Here is a 23,192-nt window from a genome sequence, read left to right as displayed (position 1 = left end):
CGCGCCATGTCAGGATTTACGCGACCCGCACCAAGTTCGGCAATCAACGCCTGCATCATGGCCATCATCTGTGTCTCGCTCGGGCGAATCGCATCCGCCGCGCGCAGCACATCACCGTTGACGTCCACGACAGGAAGCAGCGCGAGCCGCTGGTACTTGAGCACGTCCGCAGTTCGGTCGCCCGTCGGATCGAGCTTGACGGTTACCTCTCCGTCTTCGGCAACGGTGAGCACGGTACCGAGTCGACCACGCGAAGCGTTCAACGCAGATCGCGGCTTGAAAGTCACATCCATTCTGACGCGCACGCGGCACCCGGCTTCGAGCGTAATGGCCTCAGACAACAGATCGGGAACCAGCACTCGCTCGATGGCCGCGACCGAGACAGCGTGCTCCGGGGCGGCGCCGCGTCGCATCCGCTTCCGATTGCTCGAGCAGACTTCTTGGTAGAGATTGAGCAACGCCGCAGTCAGCGCATCATATGGGCTGACGTGCGAGTGCTGTGCGGCTGCCTCCGCGCGGGGCATGCGGGCCAGGGGCTTTTCGCGACCGGCCAGGGCCGGCCCGCACGAGTCGCTGCCCGCCGCGGCGTCCTTGTCGCTCAAATCAAAAAGCACCGTCGCCATCCTCCGAAGTCTCCTTGCCGCCTGCATCCGTATGCTGCACGTCATCGACCTCACCCGGCCGGAGAATCGCAGGCTTGCCTTGACGGTTTCTTGCGATCGCGCTTTTGAACAGCAAGGCCGCCTCGGCCAGCATCACCGCTGACTGGCTTTCATTGTGCTGTACGACGGCGTCGATGATACGCGATGCGTCGCACAATCCGTCGATTCGCGCTCGCATTCGAAGATGAGCCTCCTCCTCCAGCAGGTCGAGGAAGGTACGGAACATCTCGACGTCCTGCTCCTGTACTTCGAGACCTTCGTCTGGCGCAACCTTGTCAAGCGTCTTGCGAATCACACGCGCCAGGAGAACGTCACTGTACGAAGCCGCGTCGGTTCCATGCGTCGCAAACTCGCGCGGTGTCCACTCGTAATCGCACACGCGGCAACGGTGCGTCTTGTGCGGGCCCGGCTCACAACCCGGCGAATCGACGTGCCACGCCATGCACGCTGGGCATCGCAGCGACATGACGACCGTGGTCTGCGAGCTTTCGCTCTCATCGACGGCACGCAGCACGTCGTGCTTCAGCTTGGGCGGTACGTTGACGCGGCGATCACCGACTTCGACCGAGATCCGGTATTCATCGACCCGCCGAATCACTCCACGCGTGCCGGCTTCGACGCCACTGAAATATGCCCTGAACTCGACGCGCACGCCCTTCCGGAACGCATCGTCGTCTTGGCCCGGCTCGCTCTCGGGACGGCGCCGCCCTTTTAGATGATTTCTATCGCTCACTGGCTTCTCCCGATTCTTTACGATTGTTGGCGGTGATCCTAGCCAGCAACCGTTTGTCGTATTCCTTTTGGTCGATGGGCCGCAATCCCATCAGCAAACCAGGGTCTATCGCATCCTTGCAGATGCATAGCATGCACACTTCGTCTCCAGCCCCCTCGTAAGCTGCAGCACCATACGTGACCGTCCCGCACTTGCAGCACGGCACCAGCCGCACTGTCGAGCAAATAGCATCGAAATCGTCAACTGTCGCATCACCAAGCCTCACGGACGAGCGGAACACCTTCATCTCGCCAAGGTCGAGTGTGACTGCAACATGGAGCGGCCAACCCAGGGCCGCCCATGTCGGCGTATGCACGCGAGCCGTCAATGTTCGATCCTCAATCTTGAAGACCTTTTTATGCGCCGAGGAGATCGGCTGACGCCGTGTAGCACCCTGCTCTCGGCTACTGTCTGCGGCTGGCCTGACAGGGTGCTGGCGTTCGGGGGAAAACTGAATGTCCATGCGTCGATTCTGAAGCGGCCGTGCGTGAAAACAAGGGCTTCCAGACAGTTTTGGATGCCGCCATCCTCAAAAAAAAAGCCCGCCGTCCCATACGATGGGATGGCGGGCGTGACTCGCAAACTGACTTGACTGAACTCATGAGCCACCACGCGAAAGCGTGGTTCTTCGTCGGCGGTTAGCCGAACAACCAGATTTCGGACTGGCGCCGGCCGATTTCCTTCAACTGCTGGATGAACTCGGACTCCATTTCCGTTTGTGTCTGGATGATGCCCTGCAACTGCGTGAGCAGCTCGGACACGACGCCACCTACGTGCGTACTGACAGGGAGATCAGCGACTTCGGGATCCAGATCCTTCCAGGTCGCCATATCGACACGATCGCGAACCAGCGGCTCGGATGACACACCGCAAGGCCGTGACTGATCACCACTCGAATTCAGTCCGCCGGTATCGGCAAACTCATTCGCAGGACGATCGGATTCCGTATTGGATTCGCCCGATCCTTCAACCTGGAAACCCTTGGCTTGGAGAGCTGGCTTGTGCCCAGCAACCTCGCCACCGCTCGGATAGTTCCAGCGAAGTTGATGGCGAACACAACTCGCCAGTAGCGATCGCACCGAATCGGGAACCTCTGTCAACTCGGGATTGGATTGCTTGAGCACCGCCGCGGCGGCCTGCAGACTTGTTTCGACAACCGAATCGACGCGAGCGGCCTCGACACAAGAGGGAGCCTTGTCGATGCACTCGTTTTGAGGATAGTCACCGACCTTGCCTGTCAGCCAGAGATACATGGCGCCCTCGTCCTCCCCGGACAAAAGCGAATCGCCAGTGGTGACTTCGGGAAAGCCAATTGTGACTTGCAGCCAAAACGCACCGGCCGCCTGTTCAGCAGCCGCGCGGAATGTGTCTGTAACGTCCGTTCCGAAGCCGATCTTCGCGTGGGTCATTTTCTTGCTCCTAAGGTGTCGTGGAGCAAGCGCCCATGCCGGGCTGCGAGCCCCACATGGGTTGAATTGATAGTTACCGGCAAGCGGTAAAGTAGACAGTGCCCTCCGCAGAGGCCACTTAGGCTGGATTCGGTCCAGCTACCGTTGGATCAGCAGCCACTATAGCACGAGTTAAATTCCTGACAGGAAGTGTGCTGACTGACTCGCTTTTGATCCTTGGGGCGACGCTGAAGGGGCCGGTTGGTAAGCCTTCAGCGCCTTTCTCATGCGTTCGCCCACCCGACTCGGGACGTCCGCTCGACCTGCTGTCGGAACACCACGCACATGCCGATCAGCGCCACGGGTGCGCGTTTTGCCACATATATTCAAAGTCGGATTCGTAATACGCAGCGACCTCTCGGTTGTGCCAGTCTGCGCGTGCGTTCTCGTGGCTGTACTTCTCGGCACGGACCGTATAATTCAGCGAGCCCGTTTCCGCGGTGTCGCGGTCGGCGATCGTGTACTTGTCGTGCATGAGCGGCGCGTCGTCGACATAGCGCACTTTCGCGCCGGCCTGCGCCAACGGACCGGCGATCGACTTCGGATTGTTGAGGTTTTCCTTCGCGTCGACCACGATGCGCACGTTCACACCGCGCCGAATCGCCGCAAGCACCGCGTTCTCGTAGCGCTTGTTCGTGAACTCGTAGGCCGCGACATCCAGAGTGCTGGTGGAACTGTTGATCACGTCGATCACGACGTCCATTGCACCGCGGTTCGGCGAGAAGCCGAGCTCTACCGTACCGGCCGCCTGGTACATCACGGGGCGATGATGAGGCGCATTGCGCGCCGCCTGGTCCTCGTTCCCGTTATCGTCGCCACTCCGGCCGTAGCCGGCCTTGCGGACGCCGCCGTGCTCATGCGAATACGGCCTCCTGTATTCGTGGCCATCGTTCGGGCCGAACTTACTGGCCGACTGCGAAGACGTGTCAGAGTGGTGCCAGACGCCAATGTCCTCGAGCGCCGAGTCGAGCAGGCCAGCGTGAGCAAACATCGGCGCGGTGGCCACGGCGAGATAGACGAGCACTTTTTTCATGGATGGTCCTTTGGGTTTTCCCCCGGTTGATGCGTGAATCGTACTGCCCGACCAATCTGATTCTAGGGGGCGTGTCGCGCCTTCCATTTACTTCCTATCCGGAAACTATTTTCGCACGGCAGTCACTACTCGTTGGCTCCTTCATCAATCCTCCCTGGAAAATTCGATGTTTGTGAACAACGTCCCGTTCAAAAATAAGTGACTGTAGAGGTGGATTGCGAATTCTCCGGCGCTAGAATCAATTCGCGCGGGCATTTCGCCCGACCGCATCTCAACGACAGGAGAACCCTCCAGAATGGCAACCGCAAAAAAAGTCGCGAAGAAGACATCCGTGGCAACCAACGGGGCGAAACCCGCCGCGAAACCGGCCGGCCCGGTGAAGGAAAAGTTCACGAAGGCATCGCTTGCCGCGTACGTCGCACAACAGGCCGGCGTCGAACCGAAGGTCGCGAAAGCGACACTCGCGGCGCTTGAGTCGACCATCCTCGGCACCGTGCACAAGAAGGGCGCCGGCGAATTCACCTTGTCCGGTCTGTTGAAGATTACGGTCCAGCAGGTTCCGGCTAAAAAGAAACGTTTCGGCAAGGATCCGTTCACGGGTGAAGAACGCTGGTTCCCGGCCAAGCCAGCGACCGTGCGGATCAAGGCTCGCGCGCTCAAGAAGCTGAAGGACGCGGCCGCCTGACCGCTTCTCCGTCCCAAAAAAAAGCCCGCCGCATCCGAATCGGATGGGCGGGTTTCGATCGATCAGGCAGCTTCGCCGAACAGGTTCATCTGGAGATCCCAGATATCGTTCTTCTCGTCGTTCAGCAGCGCATCGTGCTCCTTGTCGCTGATCGCGTTGCGGATGAGGTGATCATCCAGTTCGCGAGGCGTCAGGTTCAGCCGCTCTGCCAAGCGGGCGAAGTACTGCCCGCGCTTGGCCATCTCCTGATAGCGTTGAGCCATTCCCGCCGGCAGCTTGAGAATCCCTTCATTCAGCCAGAAACGGGCTGAATACATTGCGGGGTACACCTGGCTCTCCAGCATGAAACGGGTATCAAACGTACAGGTCACAAACGCACAAGCCTCTTCCGCGTCGACCTCCATCAAATCGCATTCCTCGAAATACGCGACGCGCTCACCATTGGTGGTCACGGCGTACGAGGAAACGCGGTCGGGATGGAGATAGCGATTCCACTGCTCGGCCAGGTAGTCCCGAAGACCATCCACCGGCGCCTCGGCATCGTACTTCCCCACCCGGTACCATCCATGAAGCGGGATCGGTACCTTCGGCTTCGTTTCGACGACCGGGACATAATAGCGACGTCCCAGCGTATACACGTCGTGCCAGACAGAGAGGGCCGGAAAAGCATGTGGTGCATAGTGATGCATCGACAGAAAGAAGTCGACGGCCACGATCTGCTGCGGCGTCACGAACTGGAACTGCACCTCGCACAACTCACGATTGCTTTCAGTATCTTCGATCACGCCTTCGGCAAGATTGGCCTGATGCTGCTCGGCACGTTCCTGTTCCAGCACATCGAGCGTCAATAGATACTTCAGCAAGTCTACTCGGTGCTGGTACGAATACACGTCGGGTTGCACTCTCGTATAGCCGGCCGCACTGATCTTGCGACCGACCAGCTCACGCTTCGACATGTCCCACTGCGTTGCAAGCAGATAGTTCCGGAATCGGTTGAGACCAGCCAGATGCGCGTGCTCGGCTTCCTGGATCATCGACTCCATTGACTTGTCGCGCTCACCTGTCACGCAACAAAAGGCGCAGCCGAATCGACTGCCGCACGCCGACTTGTTTCCCCCATCGCCGATCGTCACACCACAGGTACCTTCGTTACCGGCCCGGTAGAGATCGATCATGCGCTGGATCGTGCGAATCGACAGTGGCGAGGCAAACGGAATGAAACGCACATCCGAAAACATCGACACCATGTCCCACACGTCTGAGAGATCCCAGTCGGCAATGCACGAGAGAGTCAGGTAACCATCCTTATGCCGCGTTGCTTCCAGATGGGATTCCTGACGCTCAGACATCAGCGCAGATCGAACTGGGCTCTCGGAAAAGCGCGTCCCCAACAGCACAATGGTTTCGCGGTATCCGAAACCAGCAGCTTCGCGCTCAAGCAATGCACGAAGGCGACCGAGTGGTACCAATTTCCAATCGGAAGCGCACGCGCGAGCAGTCTTGCTTTCTCCGCTCGCCTTGTCCTTTTTTACGCCGTTCTCCGGTGTGCGGATCAGCGTTCCACGACCGATGTGAGAAACGACGAACTGCGCGCTGAGCGAAGGTTTTGCGACATGAACCTCCACGTCCAACTCGTGGTCCTCGCAGAACGCACTCATTTCTTCGAGTGCGATGTGGAGGTGGTTGGAGAGCGAAGGATTCTCTATTTGTGTGTCCGACGTCGCGATATAGTGCCGGGCTTGCGGAACACCGGCCTTCTTCGAACGGCGCACAGCCTCAATCATTAGCAGTGCGACGCATGTCGAGTCCTTCCCACCGCTATAACCGCACTGCAATACGTGACCTGCTGCGATCTTCTGCATCAGGATCGCGATGACGGCTTCCATCTTCGCGAGTATTTCGTCAAACATGGTGTTCTCCTGGTTGACGCGAGAGAACACTCCCCTGCGGGAAGTGTTTCCCGCGGGGATAGATGAAGTATCGAGGCCGTGAAACTGGTGACCTTCGATGTCTGGTTACAGCGATCAGAAACCTTCTGCCGCCCCCAGATTCCAGTAGCTACTTGCGAACGACATCGCCGTATCCTCCACCGCGGAACGCTCGCGACCGAGCGGCTCGCCGGCGGACCGGAAATAGAAGTCCAGCAGCTCGCGCAAACGGGCCTTCGTGCGTGCGCCCGACAGCGAGAAGACCTCGAGAGCGCAACGGATGTACAGCGGGAACGTCGTTTGAGAAACAGTCATGCCAATGCTCCTGAGAGATGCGAGGAGCAATCCCCTCGCGGAGACTGCAACCCGCGTGGGTAAAAACGGTTACTTGTCGATGCCGAACGCTGATGCGCCCTTCTCCCGCATGGGAGGCACGTCGAGGTAACCAAGTGGGGAAAATCTGGCTGCCAGCGGCAACCGGTCAGAACGACCAACGATGACGGCCATGATCCGGGCGGATCGGCCATTGGCTAGGTGACGGTCTAGCTACCGGATCAAGGATCAGGTCATAGTGTACCGCAGATTTCCAGCTAGGAAGCAACCGGTATTGTCAAGCTCACGCGCGTCCCGGTTGCGCTTGGGACAGGATTTCGTTCATCCGTGCCCCCATCACCTCGGCAAGCACCTCGGCATCGCTGGCAGCATCCAGCGGGTCGCGTTCGAGCAGCGCCCGGAGCGCGGTCTTCAACCAGTACGACGTGCTGGGTGAGTCGAGAAGCTGCTGGATTTTCTCGGCAGTATTCATGATGGGCGATGTATTGGATTGAGGGGTGATACCTGGGCGCTATACAGCGGCGCCCAGGCATCTTACCGACACAAGCCGGTCGAAATTACTCTGCGTTACTTCGTTGCGCGTATCGCGCGATCATGTGTCGGGCCCGGCCCGGCGTGAAATCACCCGACCACTCCAGGCCGGATTCCCGGACTTTGTCCCGGACGCGTTTCTTGAACGACTCACCGCGCTCCTGGACATGCATCGCGCAATGCTCGTCTTCGACCGCAAGGGCGAAGGCGAGATCGCGGACGGCGCGGTCCAGCAGAAACTTCAGCTTGCGCTGATTGTCGAACCGCTTGCCGATCACCGCCGCGGCCACCGCAGCGATCACCGCCGATGTCAGGGTGAAAAAACCCCCGATGATCGCAGCCTGAACCGCCGCATCTTGCAACTGAACATGCATTTTGCTACTCCTCGTCGAAAAGAGGAGAAGCGCACTCCCGAAGGGAATACGCCCCTCCGGGTAAAAAAACTGACGTCTCGTGCCGACGGCGTCACACTACGGATCGCGGAATCAGGTGCCCTACTGACGGTTGGTGTTGTAGTGTGCTTCACGCATCGCGCGCTGCTCACGCTCCTTCTTTGCCATGTGGCGACCGACCGCGCAACCTGCCATCGCACCGAGAATCGCGTGGTGACCGGCGACGTGGCCAACCACCGCGCCAGCGACCGCGCCCTTCATGCAGCCTTCGGCATGTACGACCGTCATGGGCACGCTCAGAGCGAACGCGATTGCCAGAGCCTTCCCGAAGTTTGCTTGCTTCATCACTTTCCTCTCAAAGAAAAAGTTGCTTACACGGCTTGCGAACGCGTTCGACTTTACTCATGTCGAGCGCTCCCGCAAGCCCCTGCGTTTCGTGGTTACCAGTCGTACGCCGTCAGTCCATCCACATCTGAGCCCTCGGCGTCGAGCTGGATCCAGCTGAAACTGCGTTCCCGCGCCCATGCCCACAAGGCCTGAAGATCCGCCGGAACCGGGTAGCCCTGGCTCGCGAACTCCTCAACAGCCCCGTCGGATGGGACGGACAGGAAGAAACCGAACTCGTATTCCCCGCAGTAGCACCAGGGGTTGTTGTCACCCTGGGACTGCAGGAGATCGTTCGTTTCGCGCATGATGTGGTTCGTCGCGATTCTCGGGCAGACGTTGAGATCCGAGAATGCAATCTCCGACTGGCCGTACAGAATTTCTGCTGCAGCAATCGCGCTCTTCCTTGCCGGAAGACCGAGATCGCCGGAAGCGCCGACGTGACCCTGCACCTGATCCTTCGACATGATGATCAGCGACCGCAGCAGTTCGCGGGAAATCAAAACGGGGTTGGACATGTTCTGCTCCTGGGTAAGGCGGAGCAGACGGCCCGCAGGGCAGAATGCCCCGCGAGGGATGGCGCCGAATCGGCGTGAAGAAAGCCATTTCTGGCTTGTTTGGCTGAGTGCGGCCAGCTACCGGATCAAGGATCGGGTTTGAGTATAGCCGAATTTCCTGACAGGAACTATCAGGCCGAGGTTCCCGTCGGCTCCCGTACGCAATCTGCAAGCATCAGGATCAGATCCGTATCGCTCGGCGTCGCCCCCAGCCCTTCGCGCAATGTTGGAATCTCCCGCGCATAGACATTGCGCAATGCGTCGATGCTGCCTGCCCAGCTTCGCTTCTGATCGCCTAGGCGAGCGCCCTCGAGCGCCCGCCTGCAGTTTCCTTCTATGCACTCGGCCGTTTGGAATGCCGTGAGCACGAGATGCTTACGCTCCCCATGTGCATCGGATTGTAGAGCGCGAGCGAGATGATCCAGCTTCTCGATCGTCAGCGCCTGCGCCCAGACCAACCTGAACAGCACCTCCATGTCCGGATTGGCTCCCGGCGACGGAAAGGTCGAAACCGAATCGATATCCGCCATCAGCTTTCGCATGAAATCACCGTCCGGCAAGGTCCACCGGCCATTGGCTCGAAGAGTCTCCCGAATCCATTCGAGATTCTCGCTTGTCATCTCGATGGACTGGCGGAGGCTGCGTCGCACCTCTGCGGCATGGTCTAACGCAAGCATGCCCCCGGCATCGTGCTCCAGCCAGTCAGCCACCTTGACCCCCATACTGAGCATGGCCATCAGCCGCTCATGCCCATACATCGCGCTCCCATTGATAGCCTTGAGAATCTGCGCCTGGCTCTGGAACAGACGAAGCGCGATCGTGGTGACATCCATGAATGGTCCTTACCGGGCGTTACCCGAAACAGAATTTCGATTGATTCGCCGTGCTACCTGCATCAATTCCCGCTGCGACACGGCGATCGCGCCGTTTGAAATGGCTGTTGCCCGCTGCGGCTCGGTGATGTCGTAGTGCGGATGTCTTGCGCCCGCGTGATACCAGCACCGATTTATCCCGACAGCCTGCGCGAACCCATGCAGTTCATCGACCGAATCCGCAGACAGATGAAAGCGCGGCTTCCCCTTCCACACGATTGCCGCATCGTCGACGTACACGGCCATCAGATCTCTCCCTGTCAGGTCCCGCGCCGCCATCGACGACTGCGGCCGAAGCCTCAGAGTGTAGAGGGATCAACTCCCCTGAGCCTTACCGAAACAGGCGCCAAGCGATAGTGCTTTCGCCCAGTACGGATCCCGGCGCACCAATGAAAACGCCCGCCTGACTCCCCAAAGGGAGCCGCGGCGGGCGTGGTACACACAAGCGTAGTTGTCAACTACCTCGTTAGACCGATGCGATCGATTCTTCGCGGACCGCACGGACGCCGATCAGGTTGCCAGACGCGACCTCCAGCGCATACGCCTCGATGATAGTTCCGTTCGCGTTGAAGCGAACATGGAACGTCACCTTGTGCAGGTCGGTGTCTTCGCCATCCTCCGGATACTCAAGATACGCGATCTTGGTGAAATCGGCGTCGTCGCCGGTTTCCCATAGATCGTGCCCATGCACAGAGACACCATCGCCGAAATCGTACTTCTCGAATTCGACTTGGGCGAGCTCGCTCTTTGCCTCACGATAACCCGTGAGGTACTCGACGACGCAGACCGGGTCTCCGGCCGGCGCGCTGGCTGGCAGCCCTGCCTTCGCATCGCGATAGCCATCGGTCGCGAACGTGCTGCGCTGGCTGACGCCGACAGGCACAGTCCGAATCGGCGCGGGGTTGGCTTCCACGTCCCGACCTGATTCTTCCGGCTGGTCGAACAACTGACCTTCCGGATCGCATTCGCGCCAGATACCGCCGAATGCATCCGGCAGACACTCATTGCCACGGATCGGGACGTACCAGACATCGTCCAGCGGCGCCGCCTCCGTCACTACCTCACCACCACAGTAGTCGCAAACCACCTTAGCGATATCGGTCATGAAGCCGCTAAACGATTCGTGGCTATCCACCTCGCCCGAATCTCCGGTCAGCAGTTTCGTGACAATTTCCGCGAGTTGCTGCGGAGTAACTTGCTTGGACATATTCATGTGCTCCATAGATTTGTCGAAGCACGCCCCGCGACGGGAGCATGCCCCGTCAGGGTTAAGAAGATCAGTTTGCGCGAGCCGTGGAGCGCGATGCACGTTCGTCACACTCGGTTCGAATGCGATTGCGTGCCCACGCTTCCATTGCTCGCATGGCTTCGTCTCGCTTGCGGAAGGTTTCGCCAGTTTCGGCAAGCCATTTGCCTTTGCTGCGACGAAGAGCAATGAACTCGCGTCCGGTGCGATTGAAGAGGATCAATTTATCCTGCCCAGGGACGGGACGCCATACGAAATCAAGCGGATCGGGAAACACGTCGGGGTACGCGGCACTCACGCACACCTGCCCGGATGCAAGGCGAACCTCGACAAGGCCATTGCCCTGCATGTCCTTGACTGCGCCACGGTGGCCGTTGCAGATCACACCCTGACCCGGCACGAAATGGAAAGGCCGGCCAATTGCGTATTCCGCTGCCGCCCACAGATCGAGATCCAAGTCGGTGCCGGTTTTCTCGCTTCTTCGCGGGAAAAGTTCTCCCAGCGAAAGCTCGAAGTGGTCGTAGTCGACACCCAGCTCGGCAAATTTCACGCCGCGCAAGTTGCCGTACGCGCCGCGAACCTGCACCTGGTACTCCCGCATGGTTTGCGACTGCGGTACCGCATGGCTGCTGAGAAACCACTTGCCGTTCACTTGATGCGCAAACGGCGAATTGACGATCGACATGACAAATGCTCCTGAAAAGTTGGAGCACGCCCCTCACGGGAACGTGCCCCGTGAGGGAAAGAAGCTGCTTACGCGGCTTCGAAGAACGACAGACGGAACTGATCTCCCGCCTGAGGACGCATGCGAGCTTCGGCCGCCTGCATCCAGTTGGTCATTTCGGTCGACCGATGCTCCATCGAGTTAGAGATGCCACTCGCAAAAGCACGCCGACGGGCACCGTAGTCGTACGCCATGCTGTCGCAGGACGCTACGAAGGGATACATCTTCACACGATCGAGCGCCGCGCCCTTCACGCCGAACAAGTGCAAAAGCGTTCCCTTTGGCAGACGAGATTCCAGTCCGTCCAAGATCGCGAAAAGCCCATGCTTCGGATGATGGAGATCACGCCGGCAAACAGATCCGAGCCCCATCAGTGCCGGAGGTGCGAGCCAGCCATGCCGCTCCCACACTTCCATCGTCAGATCGAGGCTTTCTGCGTACTCCTCGCAGGTCCAGCCTTGAATGACCGGGACGGGAGCGCGAAGATCGTTTTCGACGGTACTCGCCGAACAGTCCCTCGCGTATTCCTGCTGCCATGCCTCGATGATCTGCAGCAACGCCTCGAGCATGGTAGCCGTCGCCCGGATGCGCCAATCTGTATCGATGCCACCGTTCGTCGCCTCGGGTTCGCAACAGAGGTCCATACTGCTGAACCACCTCGGACGCAGCAGATAGGCCAGCGTCAAGTACTGCGAGTACGACCACGGATAGATACCCCCGACGCCGTTCTGCCGGCCCTTCGCTTTGAAGTTCATCATCGCGACGAAGCCTGCCGAGTCTAATGCGACATCCAGATCCTGCAACGGCGAGTACTGCGGGATGTCGAACTGCCCAGTCTCATGGTTGAAGAACGCGTTGGCGGAAACCATGACCGGATAACCGCTATTAAATGCGTGGATGGCGAGTTTGCCTCCGCGGTGCGGAATCCCGACTCGCATCTGCAATTCGTCCGACGGCCAGGCATTGATCTGGTTGTCCGGAACAACGCCCGTGGGACCGAGCAACCGGACTAGATCGAAGTCACTTTTCATGTGGTGCTCCTGATGAAGGGGTATCAACAAGGTAAGCGCAATTTCCTATCATAAGCATTGAAGTTATGAAATTGCCGGCACTTATTCCAAAAGCGCCATAAGGGATTGGTTCCCACCTACCGCTTGAGATCCGGCGAACGAAATGCCTGATCGAACTGCCGAGCTCGCTGCACCTCGTCGCTATGCAGATAGGTCGACGTCGTCGAAATCGACGAGTGACGGAGGTTGTCCCGCACCATGATCAGCTCGGCGCCACGCGCGAGCGCGTGCGACGCGTGCGTGTGACGCATCCAATGCGGGCTCGCGCGCCGCAGCTTCTCAGCGGTCGCCGGCCGTTCGTTCTGGATCGTGTCGGCCACCAGCACGAAGAATCGGCGCAGCACGCGCCAGAGCCGCGTGCTTTCAATGTGGGCGCGATCCTCCTCGAGGCTTGCGACGAGCGGCGTCGCCGGGTTCCAACGCGTCGGCGTGACCGGCAGTCCGCGCTGCACGAGAGACTGATCGAGCGCGGTGCGGGCGAGCGGCGGCAACGCCACCTTGCCGAGCTTGCCGCCCTTGCCGAGCACGTGCAGCCAGTGATCGCCGTGCTCGTCGCGGCGGATATCGCCGAGCGTCGCACCGACCAGTTCGCTCGCGCGCAGACCGGTCGCGTACCCGAAGTCCAGCAGAAATCGCAGGCGCTGGGCGGCTGCTTCGCTCCAGCCGTACGACCACTCGAGGCCGTCGGCCAGCGTGCGGATCAACAACCACTCGCCTTCGGAGAAGCCACGGGACACGTCCAGCCCCGCACGCTGGACTTGGCTCTTGATCTTGACGCCGGCAAACGGATTCGCGAGCACGTAGCGCTGCTCGACCAGCCAGCGAAACAGCGCCGACAGGACGTTCAGTGCGTATGCCGCCGAGCGTGCGGACAGCGGACCGGTGAAGGGCCGCCATTCGACGCTTTGCCGCGGCCGCGATGGCCCGACCCAGCGTTCGCGCGGTGTCGGCCGCCGCAGAAAACTCCGGTAGGCGATTGCATCGTCAGTGGTGAGCGACGACAGTGCGCAGCTGCGCTCGACGATCGCCCACAGGATCAGGCGCTCGGCCTCTTTCCGGTAAGCGCGCTGGGTGGCGGCCGATTCGTGCAGCGACAGCCAGGATTTAACCGCCTCATAGTCGTTCGAAGCCTTCAGCAGGCAGGCGCTTTGCGGCGCACGGAACTGGCCGCGCGAACCGTCGACCTCGTGTGGCACGCGCAGCTGTTCCCACGTCACGATGCTGCTCGACGGCGCTGCGACGATCAATGCTCGCGCCCGTTCGGTCAGCGCCGGATGCGCGGCGAAGAACGCCTCGATGCGACGCGCGCCGGCGACGCCGAGTCCGGCGATCGCCGACCACCAGCGACGTCGCCGCGGAATCCGCACGGTCAGGTCGGTCAGCGTCCAGATGCCGTGGGCATGTAGAGCCCCGGCAATGCGTGCGGGCAGCCACAGGTTGACGTGATCGGCGATCATCGGCACGGGCTCCGGCAGATTGCGCAGCATCTCGATTGTGCCGGCTACCCGATCCGCCGATGCTTTCGTTGGGCGATCGACGAAGACGCCTGCCAGATCTCCGCGATGGCGCGCCTGCGCGAACGCGACGAGCCGCCGACGAATCCGGCCGAGCACGCCGCGCGAGGACGTTCCGGCTGCTCTTCGGTCGCCCAGATAGCGGGCGACAGCTGCCCTAGCGTCCAGGCCGGCGTACCAGCTGCGCAATGCCGCGAGTTCGGCTTCGTCGGGAAAGCCACGTTCGGTTTTGTCGATGGGGAGGGTGTCGCACGTTTTCATGACTACCAGTTTAGAACAAATTCGATGACGGACTGATAATGTGCGTTATCTGGCCATATGTGATGAAAACCTTCCTTGTACCTTTCGATGGCGTGATCGTCGTTGCACATCTCCATGCCCAGACCTCGAAATTGCGGACCGGGCGTCGGGGTCCGGGGAGCAATGGAACAGGGAAGTCAGTTAAGCCCGGTGAACGTGCTGGGGGGCCCTCAAGATTCGATTTTTTCGTATGCCAGGCGGCGAGGCGCTCTAGCTTCCGAATGTCGCTGAACGAGGTAGAAACCGCCCTTCGAAACACTATCGCGGTGCCAGCGGTCCGAACCAATAGGACGCGGCACGCCTCCATCCGTCAGGATGTCGCTGCCGGTAGTGCACGCACCATCGGGCCCATAAGCGGAGCGGCCACTTTCGCAACTTCGTCGGGTGTGCCCGCCCGTTTCACCGGGCAACCGTCAAATATCCGTCGACAGCCGGCGCCACGTAGTCCCGATAGTTCAACGTCGGATAAGCGGTGTCGTGGATACGGTTCATTGATCCAGGTCAAGGACCCGGCCAGCTGGAAGGCATGGTATTCGGCTGAGTCCGAGCTGCCAGGCAGATTTAACGATCTGGTTCCGCGCGACGTCGGCCATTGCCCGGATCGCAGGATCGCGATAGGACTATCTCGGATATCGCTCGCACTGCTGGCATGATCCGGATAGGCTTACCGTTACCGTGCATTTTGTCCAGCACCGTCGCTCGGGAAATAAAGAGTAAAGGTGGTACGAACGCCATCGCTCACAACATCAACCTTTCCGTGATGCAATTCCATGATCGACTTGACGATGGCTAATCCCAGCCCTGCGTTTTTCGCGGCACCATGTCTCGATGCGTCGGCGCGGTAGAAGCGCTCGAAGATTTTGTCGAGCTGTTCGACCGGGATGGCTGGCCCCTGGTTTGTTACGCTGACGACGGAGTATTTCTGAGTCGCCGACACGGCCAGCTCAATGGTCGAGCCTGGTCTCGCATGGTCGAGCGCATTCGATGTCAAGTTGCTGACTGCTCGTCTGAACAAGGTTGCGTCGGCGAAAACGGGTGCGTTCCCTTTCACGTCGATGTGGACCCCGGCGTCTTCAGCAAGACCCTGAAAGTACGACGCCAGCCTGCGCAGTTCGTTACCCGCGTCCAGTTCGACCGCCTTGAGATGCAGTTGGGCATTGTCCGTTCGCGCGAGGAACAGCATGTTCTCAATCATTCGCTGCAGGCGCTCGCATTCCTCGATGTTCGAATCGATGAGTGCCTCGTATTCGTCGGCCGTCCTCGCGCGCGACAGCGTGATTTGCGATGAGCTGATGATGTTCGCCAGCGGCGTGCGCATGTCGTGTGCGAGATCCGATGAGAATTGCGAAAGGCGCACGAATGCGCGCTCGAGACGGTCCAGCATGCGATTGACAGAGACGGCCAGCTCTCGAAGCTCGACAGGTCCACCACGAATATCGAGGCGCTCGTTCAGATTGTGAGCCTCGATGGTCGACGTCTGGCGGCCAATGCTTTTGACGGGACAAAGTCCGCGACGGGCAACGGCGTAGCCGAGCGCACCGACGAGGATGGCACCGACGGCTACGGCAAACCAGATATCTACCCGATAGCTTTCGAGCAGCGATTGCCGGTCGGCTGCCGTTCGAACCAGTGACACGTGTACGAGTTCACCGGAAGGCAGCCTCTCATCAGCAACGATGCACCGGGAAAGTCCGATACCCTCTGGCGAGCAGGCGTACGGCTTGCCGATGGGGTGGGTCTCTGTGACGAGACCCTTCAATGTTCTGCCAGGTTTGTCGGTGTGTTCGACCAACGGCTCATTTTGTCCGTCGTAGATGCCGAGATACACCCCCGGATGGGACAGCAACACCTCATGAAAGCCCGCAGGGTTTGCTCGAACCACGCTCGTCGAACCGCTCAGGCGAACCAACTGCAGGAACTGGCTCAGCTTGCCGCTGATTTCGATGTCATCGCGTCGTTGCAACTCAGCGGAGAGCGACCTGTAGAGATAGGCTCCGGTCAGTGCGAACACCAGACCGGCAGCGAGGGCAAACGCGAGCGTCAATCGCCTGAGCAGCGAATACGACGCGCGAGCGTCGGTCCGGACCGTCACGAGCGGTCCTCGAGCACGTAGCCCATGCCACGAATTGTATGGATGAGCTTCTTGTCGAACGAGTTGTCGATTTTTGCCCGCAAGCGCTTGACGGCCGCATCGACCACGTTCGTGTCGCTATCGAAATTCATGTCCCAAATCTGGGAGGTGATGAATGTCCGTGTGAGCACCTCGCCTTCGCGTTCGGCAAGGAGCTGCAACAGCGCGAACTCCTGTGCGGTCAGGTCGATTCGGGTGTCGCCACGCCGCACCCGCCGTTTGATGAGGTCAACCTCGAGGTCGGCAATGAGCAGCATGTCCCGCGCATTCCGTGGTGAACGCCGCAGTAGTGACCGGATGCGGGCGAGGAACTCGGCATACGCAAAGGGTTTAGGCAGATAGTCGTCGGCACCCAGCTCAAGGCCGGCCACCTTGTCCTCGACTGCCTCCCGGGCAGTCAACAGCAGCACGGGTGTTTGTTTCTGCTCCCGCAGGCGCTTGAGCACCTCGAAACCATCTAGTTCCGGCAGCATGACGTCGAGCACGATGAGGTCGAAGTTCTCGTGCAGCGCGAGAAACAGGCCGTCCTTTCCGTTTTCGGCGACGTCGACCGTGTAGCTCGCTTCCATCAACCCCTTGCGGAGATATGACGCCATTTTCGGTTCGTCTTCGACTATGAGTATCCGCATGGCTATGTCGTATGGCTGTCGGGGAATGCGCGCGGTCAATGTGCTGCTTGGAGCATACGGCGGCCCGGATGAGTGAAAAATGACGGCTACATGACAGATTTTTCATGAAACGCCCCAAGCGTACCGCATCGGCACCTCGTGCCAACGACTGCCGGAGCGTTCGGCACGCCCCAATCCGGGACCGCCAATGAAATTTTGGTCATTTTGTGGTCACGCCGTCGTCACCCATCCGACGATAAGCTGAACTCGAATGTCGTGACCGCGTAGCGAAACAGCGATCGGTTACACCCTGACACGTTCTCGAACTTACAGCCTTTATCACTGCGTGCTAGACTCCGCTCCCATGTCGTATTGGCGCAAACTTTTCATCGTTGTGTTGCTGGCACTGAGCCTTCCGGTTCAGTCGTTCGCGGCTATCTCGATGAAATGTGTTGCCGCGCATGCAGACGCGGGAGAAGGGGCAACCCAGCATGCGGAGCAGGCCGCGTCAGAGCACCACCATGAAATGCATGGCGTGGCGTTCGCTGACGACGACCATCCCCATCATTACCACGGTAACGCCCACCACGCGCATTCGTGCTCGACATGCGCATCCTGCTGCTTCGGTACAGGACTGCCAGCCGTACCGGTCGTTGCCGTATCCACGGACGCTACCCGCGTCGCCATTCCCCTGCCGTCTTCCGCCGGTGTCGTGTCGTTCCTGACCGACGGCATCGAACGCCCTCCTCGCTGCCTTCTCGTCTAGTTCTCCATCGCGGTCAATGACCTGCGATGTGCCATCCGTACTGGCGGTTCTGCGTGGACCCGCCAGGTGACTCACGACGAGAAAACGTATGCGATTGATCACTGCAGCGCTACTGAGCGCGGCGGCTACTTTGCCGGCGCTTGTGCACGCCACGACAACAATTCCCGACCCGACCGACGCAGCGGCCTCCGTGCCGGCGGTGACCGTCCCGTCTGCCCTCGAGGGATATCGCCCCTATAGCGACGCGGATAACCCGACCTGGCAGCAACTGAATCAGGCTGTCCAGGGCAAACCGTCTATGGGCGGCATGAAGCACGGTGGCACGCCGAGCCAGCCGGCCAACAACAACCATTCGAACCACTCGTTGCACGGGGAACCCGCCAAATGATGCGACGATTCGTTTCTACTCGAATGGGGGCGGGAGTCGCCGTCTTGGTGTTTCTCGCCGGGTGTACGACGTTCTCCAAGGACGGCGGGTTCAATACGGTGTCGTCGACTGCCAGGGAACGGCTCGGCAAGGACGCCGTCATCGTCAAGACGGACGCCGACCGCGACGCTGCGGCGAAACGAACGCAGGAACTGCTCTCGAAGCCGCTCAGCATGGACGACGCTGTCCAGGTTGCGTTGCTGAACAACCGCGGTCTTCAGGTTTCCTATGCCGAACTGGGGCTGTCGGAAGCCGACCTGGTACAGGCTGGTCGCCTCCCGAATCCGGGATTCACGTTCAGCCGGACGCGCGCGGGCAACGGCGACCTGAACATCGGCCGCACGTTCTCGGCGAACGTTCTCAGCATCCTGACGTTGCCGTTCGCTGCGCATATCGAAGGGCGCCGCTTCGAGCAAACGAAGCTCGAAACCGCCGACGCCATGCTCAAGATAGCGGCCGAGGCGCGCCGCGCTTACATCAACGCAGTGGCCGCCGAGCAGGCGGCCAAGTACGCGGAACAGGTGAAAGACTCGGCGGATGCCGGCGCGGAATTGGCTTCGCGCATGCGTCAGGCCGGGAACTTCAGCAAGCTCGATTACGCCCGTGAGCAGGCGTTCTATGCGGACGCGGTGGCGCAGTCAGCCAAGACGCACCAGCAAGCCGTGGTCGCACGCGAAAAGCTGACGCGAATCATGGGGCTGTGGGGCGCGGGTACGCAATACACACTCCCGGACCGTCTGCCCGACCTGCCGAAGCAAAGGCCCGACCTCAACGACCTGGAAAGCTATGCGATGCAGAACCGCCTCGACATCCAGGCGGCGAAGCTGCAGACCCAAAGCGTTGCGTCTTCTATGGGGCTCAGCAAGGCCACGCGGTTCATCAACGCGCTCGACGTCGGTTACCAGAACAACTACGAGACCGACAAGGGTCACGAGCACGGCTACGAAATCAGCGTCGAGATTCCGATTTTCGATTTCGGAAGCGCCAAGGTCGCCCGGGCCGAAGCGACTTACATGCGTTCGGTGAACCAGCTTGCCCAGACGGCGATTGATGCACGTTCCGAAGTGCGCGAATCGTACTCGGCCTACGTCACCAGCTACGACGTTGCGAAGCACTATCGCGACGAGGTCGTGCCCATTCGCAAGACCATCTCGGACGAACTTCTGCTTCGGTACAACGGCATGCTCGCCAGCGTCTTTGAGTTGCTCGCCGATTCGCGGGAGCAGGTCGGCGCAGTCAACAGCTACATCGATGCATTGAAGGACTACTGGCTGGCGGAAACGGACCTCCAACAGGCGGTTGGTGGCCGTCTGCCGCAGGCCGGCGACAAGCAGGATTCGAAAGAGCCGGCGCCGCAACGACCGGTAGTCATGAGCGCTCCCAACAGCACGCAGCCCGCGCTTCAATCGACGTCAGCTCCCGCGGCGCAATCGGCGCCGGCAATGGATTCGGAAGGTAAATAACATGGTGTCCCGTCGACAATTTCTCAACGGCTCGGGTGCAGCGCTGGTGGGCGCGGCCCTGGTCAGCAAGGCTGGTGCCGCGTCGTTGCCCGAAGCGCCGACCATGGCGAAAGCCACCACGCAACCCCCTCTCGTGCCGCCGAACGGCCGCCCGTATACGCCGGTCACGACGCTGAACGGCTGGACGCTGCCGTGGCGGATGAAAAACGGATGGAAGGAATTCCACCTGACGGCCGAACCGGTCGTACGCGAGATGGCGCCTGGCATGAAGGCGAATCTTTGGGGTTACAACGGGCAATCGCCCGGCCCGACCATCGAGGCCGTCGAGGGCGACAAGGTTCGCATCTTTGTGACGAACAGGCTGCCCGAGCACACCGCCGTTCACTGGCACGGGATGTTGTTGCCGAACGGCATGGATGGCGTCGGCGGCCTTACTCAACCGCACATCCCGCCCGGCAAGACCTTCGTCTACGAGTTCCAGCTCGAGAAGCACGGCACGTTCATGTATCACCCGCATGCCGACGAGATGGTACAGATGGCGATGGGGATGATGGGGCTGTTCATCGTGCACCCGAAAGACCGCAGCGTGATGCCGGTCGACCGTGACTTCGTGTTTCTGCTGGCGGCCTACGACATCGACCCTGGCAGCTACACGCCGCGCGTCAACGAGATGACGGACTTCAACATGTGGACGTTCAATTCGCGCGTGTTTCCGGGCATCGACCCGCTGCCGGTACGCGCGGGCGACCGCGTGCGCATCCGCTTCGGCAATTTGACGATGACGAACCATCCGATTCACCTGCATGGCTACCACTTCGAAGTGACGGGCACGGATGGCGGCTGGATTCCGCCGTCGGCCCGTTGGCCGGAAGTTACGGCCGATGTGGCGGTCGGGCAGATGCGCGCCATCGAATTCACCGCGAATCGTCCCGGTGAATGGGCATTCCATTGTCACAAGTCGCACCACACGATGAACGCGATGGGACACCAGGTACCCAATCTCATCGGCGTCCCGCAGAAAGACCTCGCGAAGCGCATCAACAAGCTGGTGCCGGACTACATGGCGATGGGTAGCACGGGCGGTGCGATGGGCGAGATGGAGATGCCGTTGCCCGACAACACCTTGCCGATGATGACGGGCACGGGACCGTTCGGGCCGCTGGAAATGGGCGGCATGTTCACGGTCGTGAAGGTGCGTGAGGGGCTCGGCCGAAACGATTACCGCGACCCGGGTTGGTTCAAGCACCCGAAGGGAACCGTAGCTTACGAATACACCGGCGAACTGCCGGACAGCTGAACAACATAACAAGGTCGGGCGTGACCCGGCCATCCGCTTCATCAACTCAACTCTGGAGAAATGCACGATGAAAAAAGCACTTGTTTCGATTGCGATGGGCTGTGCACTGGTTGTTTCCGCTGGTGCGTATGCAGCAGGCGACATGAGCAACATGGACATGAGCGGTGGCGCCAAGCAAAGCGAGGACGCGAAAAACAGCATGTCGCACGGCGAAATCAAGAAAGTTGACGCCGCCAACGGCAAGCTGACCATCAAGCACGGTCCGCTTGAAAACCTTGGCATGGAAGCCATGACGATGGTCTTCAAGGTCAAGGACCCGGCGATGCTTTCGCAGGTCAAGGTCGGCGACAAGATTGATTTCGTGGCCGAGGAAGTGAACGGCGCACTTACCGTGACGAAGCTGCAGAAGCAGTGAGGACATCCGGCGGGGTGCGGCTGTTCTGCGGCCCCGCCTTGACCATTCGAGACGAGCAAGAACATGAAGACTTTCACATTCAGCCGGTTTGCTGGCCTCGCCGCGGCCAGCGCTATCGCACTCGCACCCGCCGCGGCGTTTGCGCACGGCAAACTGGAAAGCGCAGCACCCCCATCAGGCAGTACGGTCGATGTAGCGCCGGACGTTTTGCGTCTGACCTTCAACGAAGACCTCGAGCCGACATTCAGTTCGGTGAAGGTATCCGACGCGAGCGGCACCGCCGTCACGAAGGAAAAGGCAAAGGTCGACGGAGCTAATCCGCGTGTCATGACAGTCGCGGTGCCGAAGCTGGCTTCGGGTACGTACACGGTTCAGTGGGCCGTGATGACAGCCGACGCACACAAGACCAAGGGCACCTACACGTTCAAGGTGAAGTGATGAACGAAGGGTTCCTCGGCATCCTGCGACTCGTGTCGGTGGCCATTCAGAACGTCGGTTTCGCCGTCGTCGTCGGTGCGCTGCTCAGTGGCCAATGGCTTGCGCGTGGCGAGTCGACCTGGCAGGAGCGGGTCGGCCGGCGGCTTATCGTCACGCTTCGACTAGCGTCCATCGTCTCGTTGCTGGCGAGCACGCTCTCGTTCTGGGCGCATTGCGCACTGATGAGCGACTCAACGCTATCGGAGGCCGGGCCGGCCGTGTGGTCGATGCTTGCGGGAACCGGTTTTGGACATGCGTGGTTGGTTGGCGCGTTTCTTACGCTCGGTATTGCCGTACTGTCATTCGTGAGGTCAGGAAACGAAGCCCGCTTCCCGTTCGCGATATGGGTGGCGTTGGCTGGCGTCGCGCTTGCGCGCAGTAACGGTGGGCATCCTGTCGATGCGGGACTGTTCAGTCTGCCTGTCTGGGCGGATTGGCTGCATCTGCTTGCCATTAGTGCGTGGGTCGGGCTTGTACTGGTGACGACCTATGTCGTGATGCCGCGCCTGCTCGATGCGCCTGGGAATGAACGACTCACCAGCGCGTCGTTCGTGCAGTCGCTGTCCGACACATCGACCTATGCATTGATTGTTCTGTTCAGCACCGGCGCGTACAACGGTTGGAGAGGAGTCAATGTTCCTGCCAATCTGTTGGGGTCGACTTACGGGCAAGTGCTCATGCTCAAACTTGCGCTCGTACTGGTTGCCGCGGCACTCGGCGGACACAATCGTTTCTTCGAGATGCCGACGCTTCTGTCGACGCTGAAAAATCCGTCGAAGGCCGTGCCGAGCGGGCCGCTTCGCCGATTTGGCATGGTGCTGCATGTGGAGTCTCTCGTACTGGTCGGCGTGCTGATGGTGGCCGCCGTGCTCGTCTCGAGTCCGCTGCCAGGCACAACGTAATCGACACGCCGTCATCGTCCGTCCACGCGGGTGGTTCGCCCACGCAGATTCGTTGTTCTCGTGCGGCGACCATCCCTTGCAAGCCCGGCTGATTGGCCGGGCTCTTTTTTTGTTTCACGATGACTCCAGCCCGGTAGTTCGCTGGACTGCGCCGTAGCTAGATACAGCAGGTTTATCAATAACTTACGCGCGTCCATCATATGCCGGTGCTTTCTGAAACTTGACCCGGTTTTCCCTCGCGCCGCTCCTATCTGG

26 protein-coding genes are annotated in these 23,192 nt (G+C 60.2%); 7 read left to right on the top strand and 19 right to left on the bottom strand.

Going from position 1 to position 23,192, the window contains the following annotated elements:
- From KH616_RS04010 to KH616_RS03990, 5 genes are all read right to left on the bottom strand, one after another.
- The coding region (locus KH616_RS04010) for a hypothetical protein (RefSeq protein WP_292236982.1) at positions 1–623 on the bottom strand (623 nt) is incomplete at its 3' end.
- Positions 604–1,395: a hypothetical protein gene (locus tag KH616_RS04005; protein WP_292236981.1), complete on the bottom strand. Its 792-nt coding sequence runs from the start codon at positions 1,393–1,395 to the stop codon at positions 604–606. The genes KH616_RS04005 and KH616_RS04010, both read right to left, overlap by 20 nt.
- Complete coding sequence (locus tag KH616_RS04000) at positions 1,385–1,897, bottom strand: hypothetical protein (RefSeq protein ID WP_292236979.1); 513 nt, start codon at positions 1,895–1,897, stop codon at positions 1,385–1,387. The genes KH616_RS04005 and KH616_RS04000 overlap by 11 nt, the downstream gene beginning before the upstream one ends.
- Positions 1,898–2,072: 175 nt before the next feature.
- Entirely contained in the window at positions 2,073–2,843 is a 771-nt protein-coding gene (locus KH616_RS03995; RefSeq protein WP_292236978.1) for a hypothetical protein, read from the bottom strand.
- 331 nt (positions 2,844–3,174) lie between these two features.
- A complete protein-coding gene (locus KH616_RS03990) occupies positions 3,175–4,002 on the bottom strand; it encodes a phospholipase D-like domain-containing protein (RefSeq protein ID WP_292236976.1) in 828 nt (275 codons plus the stop codon).
- Between the two features lie 208 nt (positions 4,003–4,210).
- On the opposite strand from KH616_RS03990, the gene KH616_RS03985 reads away from it, so the two are divergent.
- Positions 4,211–4,600 (top strand): HU family DNA-binding protein, encoded by a 390-nt coding sequence (locus KH616_RS03985; RefSeq protein ID WP_292236974.1) that lies wholly within the window; start codon positions 4,211–4,213, stop codon positions 4,598–4,600.
- Between the two features lie 62 nt (positions 4,601–4,662).
- Here the strand turns inward: KH616_RS03985 and KH616_RS03980 are convergent, their stop codons facing one another.
- The 14 genes from KH616_RS03980 to KH616_RS03915 form a co-directional block, all read right to left on the bottom strand.
- Positions 4,663–6,510 (bottom strand): hypothetical protein, encoded by a 1,848-nt coding sequence (locus tag KH616_RS03980; protein WP_292236972.1) that lies wholly within the window; start codon positions 6,508–6,510, stop codon positions 4,663–4,665.
- 114 nt (positions 6,511–6,624) lie between these two features.
- Positions 6,625–6,843, bottom strand: coding sequence for a hypothetical protein (locus KH616_RS03975; RefSeq protein ID WP_292236971.1), 219 nt, complete (start codon positions 6,841–6,843; stop codon positions 6,625–6,627).
- Between the two features lie 301 nt (positions 6,844–7,144).
- Positions 7,145–7,333, bottom strand: coding sequence for a hypothetical protein (locus tag KH616_RS03970; RefSeq protein WP_292236970.1), 189 nt, complete (start codon positions 7,331–7,333; stop codon positions 7,145–7,147).
- Between the two features lie 85 nt (positions 7,334–7,418).
- The gene (locus KH616_RS03965; RefSeq protein WP_212124373.1) at positions 7,419–7,766 is read right to left on the bottom strand and encodes a hypothetical protein; all 348 of its coding nucleotides are present in this window, start codon (positions 7,764–7,766) and stop codon (positions 7,419–7,421) included.
- Between the two features lie 120 nt (positions 7,767–7,886).
- Complete coding sequence (locus tag KH616_RS03960) at positions 7,887–8,072, bottom strand: hypothetical protein (protein WP_021158876.1); 186 nt, start codon at positions 8,070–8,072, stop codon at positions 7,887–7,889.
- 152 nt (positions 8,073–8,224) lie between these two features.
- Positions 8,225–8,686: a hypothetical protein gene (locus tag KH616_RS03955; protein WP_292236968.1), complete on the bottom strand. Its 462-nt coding sequence runs from the start codon at positions 8,684–8,686 to the stop codon at positions 8,225–8,227.
- A 170-nt stretch (positions 8,687–8,856) separates the two neighbouring features.
- Complete coding sequence (locus KH616_RS03950; protein ID WP_292236966.1) at positions 8,857–9,558, bottom strand: hypothetical protein; 702 nt, start codon at positions 9,556–9,558, stop codon at positions 8,857–8,859.
- Between the two features lie 9 nt (positions 9,559–9,567).
- A complete protein-coding gene (locus tag KH616_RS03945; protein WP_021158878.1) occupies positions 9,568–9,843 on the bottom strand; it encodes a DUF4031 domain-containing protein in 276 nt (91 codons plus the stop codon).
- A gap of 220 nt (positions 9,844–10,063) precedes the next feature.
- Entirely contained in the window at positions 10,064–10,804 is a 741-nt protein-coding gene (locus KH616_RS03940) for a hypothetical protein (RefSeq protein WP_292236964.1), read from the bottom strand.
- 70 nt (positions 10,805–10,874) lie between these two features.
- Entirely contained in the window at positions 10,875–11,528 is a 654-nt protein-coding gene (locus tag KH616_RS03935; protein WP_292236962.1) for a hypothetical protein, read from the bottom strand.
- 68 nt (positions 11,529–11,596) lie between these two features.
- Entirely contained in the window at positions 11,597–12,598 is a 1,002-nt protein-coding gene (locus tag KH616_RS03930) for a hypothetical protein (RefSeq protein ID WP_292236960.1), read from the bottom strand.
- Between the two features lie 116 nt (positions 12,599–12,714).
- Positions 12,715–14,412, bottom strand: coding sequence for a phage integrase family protein (locus tag KH616_RS03925; RefSeq protein WP_021161050.1), 1,698 nt, complete (start codon positions 14,410–14,412; stop codon positions 12,715–12,717).
- 709 nt (positions 14,413–15,121) lie between these two features.
- Positions 15,122–16,543, bottom strand: coding sequence for a heavy metal sensor histidine kinase (locus KH616_RS03920; protein ID WP_009692901.1), 1,422 nt, complete (start codon positions 16,541–16,543; stop codon positions 15,122–15,124).
- Positions 16,540–17,211: a heavy metal response regulator transcription factor gene (locus KH616_RS03915; RefSeq protein ID WP_060082467.1), complete on the bottom strand. Its 672-nt coding sequence runs from the start codon at positions 17,209–17,211 to the stop codon at positions 16,540–16,542. Before KH616_RS03915 ends, KH616_RS03920 begins: the two co-directional genes overlap by 4 nt.
- 833 nt (positions 17,212–18,044) lie before the next feature.
- Between KH616_RS03915 and KH616_RS03910 the strand changes: the two genes are divergently transcribed.
- From KH616_RS03910 to KH616_RS03885, 6 genes are all read left to right on the top strand, one after another.
- Positions 18,045–18,344, top strand: a complete 300-nt coding sequence (locus KH616_RS03910; protein WP_009692898.1) for a hypothetical protein — start codon at positions 18,045–18,047, stop codon at positions 18,342–18,344.
- On the top strand, positions 18,341–19,846 hold the full coding sequence (locus tag KH616_RS03905) for a TolC family protein (RefSeq protein WP_060096545.1): 1,506 nt from the start codon (positions 18,341–18,343) through the stop codon (positions 19,844–19,846). The genes KH616_RS03910 and KH616_RS03905 overlap by 4 nt, the downstream gene beginning before the upstream one ends.
- 1 nt (position 19,847) lies before the next feature.
- A complete protein-coding gene (locus KH616_RS03900) occupies positions 19,848–21,143 on the top strand; it encodes a copper oxidase (RefSeq protein ID WP_292236936.1) in 1,296 nt (431 codons plus the stop codon).
- Between the two features lie 67 nt (positions 21,144–21,210).
- The gene (locus KH616_RS03895) at positions 21,211–21,558 is read left to right on the top strand and encodes a copper-binding protein (protein WP_009693496.1); all 348 of its coding nucleotides are present in this window, start codon (positions 21,211–21,213) and stop codon (positions 21,556–21,558) included.
- 63 nt (positions 21,559–21,621) lie between these two features.
- Positions 21,622–21,996: a copper homeostasis periplasmic binding protein CopC gene (gene copC / locus KH616_RS03890; protein WP_009693495.1), complete on the top strand. Its 375-nt coding sequence runs from the start codon at positions 21,622–21,624 to the stop codon at positions 21,994–21,996.
- Positions 21,996–22,937: a CopD family protein gene (locus KH616_RS03885; protein ID WP_060096539.1), complete on the top strand. Its 942-nt coding sequence runs from the start codon at positions 21,996–21,998 to the stop codon at positions 22,935–22,937. Before copC ends, KH616_RS03885 begins: the two co-directional genes overlap by 1 nt.
- Positions 22,938–23,192: the final 255 nt, after the last annotated feature.

Origin of the sequence: Burkholderia sp. (genome assembly GCF_018375725.1) — a bacterium.
In the GTDB taxonomy this organism is placed as follows: Bacteria; Pseudomonadota; Gammaproteobacteria; order Burkholderiales; family Burkholderiaceae; genus Burkholderia.
The sequence above is the reverse complement of the archived record's forward strand: the minus strand, read 5'-3'. Positions and strand labels throughout refer to the sequence as shown.

Coding starts and splice junctions, on each gene's coding strand:
- KH616_RS03930 (WP_292236960.1), bottom strand. CDS start 12,598: ATGAAAAGTGACTTCGATCTAGTCCGGTTGCTCGGTCCCACGGGCGTT.
- KH616_RS03965 (WP_212124373.1), bottom strand. CDS start 7,766: ATGCATGTTCAGTTGCAAGATGCGGCGGTTCAGGCTGCGATCATCGGG.
- KH616_RS03915 (WP_060082467.1), bottom strand. CDS start 17,211: ATGCGGATACTCATAGTCGAAGACGAACCGAAAATGGCGTCATATCTC.
- KH616_RS03900 (WP_292236936.1), top strand. CDS start 19,848: ATGGTGTCCCGTCGACAATTTCTCAACGGCTCGGGTGCAGCGCTGGTG.
- KH616_RS03925 (WP_021161050.1), bottom strand. CDS start 14,412: ATGAAAACGTGCGACACCCTCCCCATCGACAAAACCGAACGTGGCTTT.
- KH616_RS03935 (WP_292236962.1), bottom strand. CDS start 11,528: ATGTCGATCGTCAATTCGCCGTTTGCGCATCAAGTGAACGGCAAGTGG.
- KH616_RS03910 (WP_009692898.1), top strand. CDS start 18,045: ATGCGATTGATCACTGCAGCGCTACTGAGCGCGGCGGCTACTTTGCCG.
- KH616_RS03955 (WP_292236968.1), bottom strand. CDS start 8,686: ATGTCCAACCCCGTTTTGATTTCCCGCGAACTGCTGCGGTCGCTGATC.
- KH616_RS03990 (WP_292236976.1), bottom strand. CDS start 4,002: ATGGAAGGCGCGACACGCCCCCTAGAATCAGATTGGTCGGGCAGTACG.
- KH616_RS03975 (WP_292236971.1), bottom strand. CDS start 6,843: ATGACTGTTTCTCAAACGACGTTCCCGCTGTACATCCGTTGCGCTCTC.
- KH616_RS03960 (WP_021158876.1), bottom strand. CDS start 8,072: ATGACGGTCGTACATGCCGAAGGCTGCATGAAGGGCGCGGTCGCTGGC.
- KH616_RS03885 (WP_060096539.1), top strand. CDS start 21,996: ATGAACGAAGGGTTCCTCGGCATCCTGCGACTCGTGTCGGTGGCCATT.
- KH616_RS03905 (WP_060096545.1), top strand. CDS start 18,341: ATGATGCGACGATTCGTTTCTACTCGAATGGGGGCGGGAGTCGCCGTC.
- KH616_RS03940 (WP_292236964.1), bottom strand. CDS start 10,804: ATGTCCAAGCAAGTTACTCCGCAGCAACTCGCGGAAATTGTCACGAAA.
- KH616_RS03985 (WP_292236974.1), top strand. CDS start 4,211: ATGGCAACCGCAAAAAAAGTCGCGAAGAAGACATCCGTGGCAACCAAC.
- KH616_RS03970 (WP_292236970.1), bottom strand. CDS start 7,333: ATGAATACTGCCGAGAAAATCCAGCAGCTTCTCGACTCACCCAGCACG.
- KH616_RS03980 (WP_292236972.1), bottom strand. CDS start 6,510: ATGTTTGACGAAATACTCGCGAAGATGGAAGCCGTCATCGCGATCCTG.
- KH616_RS04000 (WP_292236979.1), bottom strand. CDS start 1,897: ATGGACATTCAGTTTTCCCCCGAACGCCAGCACCCTGTCAGGCCAGCC.
- KH616_RS03995 (WP_292236978.1), bottom strand. CDS start 2,843: ATGACCCACGCGAAGATCGGCTTCGGAACGGACGTTACAGACACATTC.
- copC (WP_009693495.1), top strand. CDS start 21,622: ATGAAGACTTTCACATTCAGCCGGTTTGCTGGCCTCGCCGCGGCCAGC.
- KH616_RS03950 (WP_292236966.1), bottom strand. CDS start 9,558: ATGGATGTCACCACGATCGCGCTTCGTCTGTTCCAGAGCCAGGCGCAG.
- KH616_RS03895 (WP_009693496.1), top strand. CDS start 21,211: ATGAAAAAAGCACTTGTTTCGATTGCGATGGGCTGTGCACTGGTTGTT.
- KH616_RS03945 (WP_021158878.1), bottom strand. CDS start 9,843: ATGGCCGTGTACGTCGACGATGCGGCAATCGTGTGGAAGGGGAAGCCG.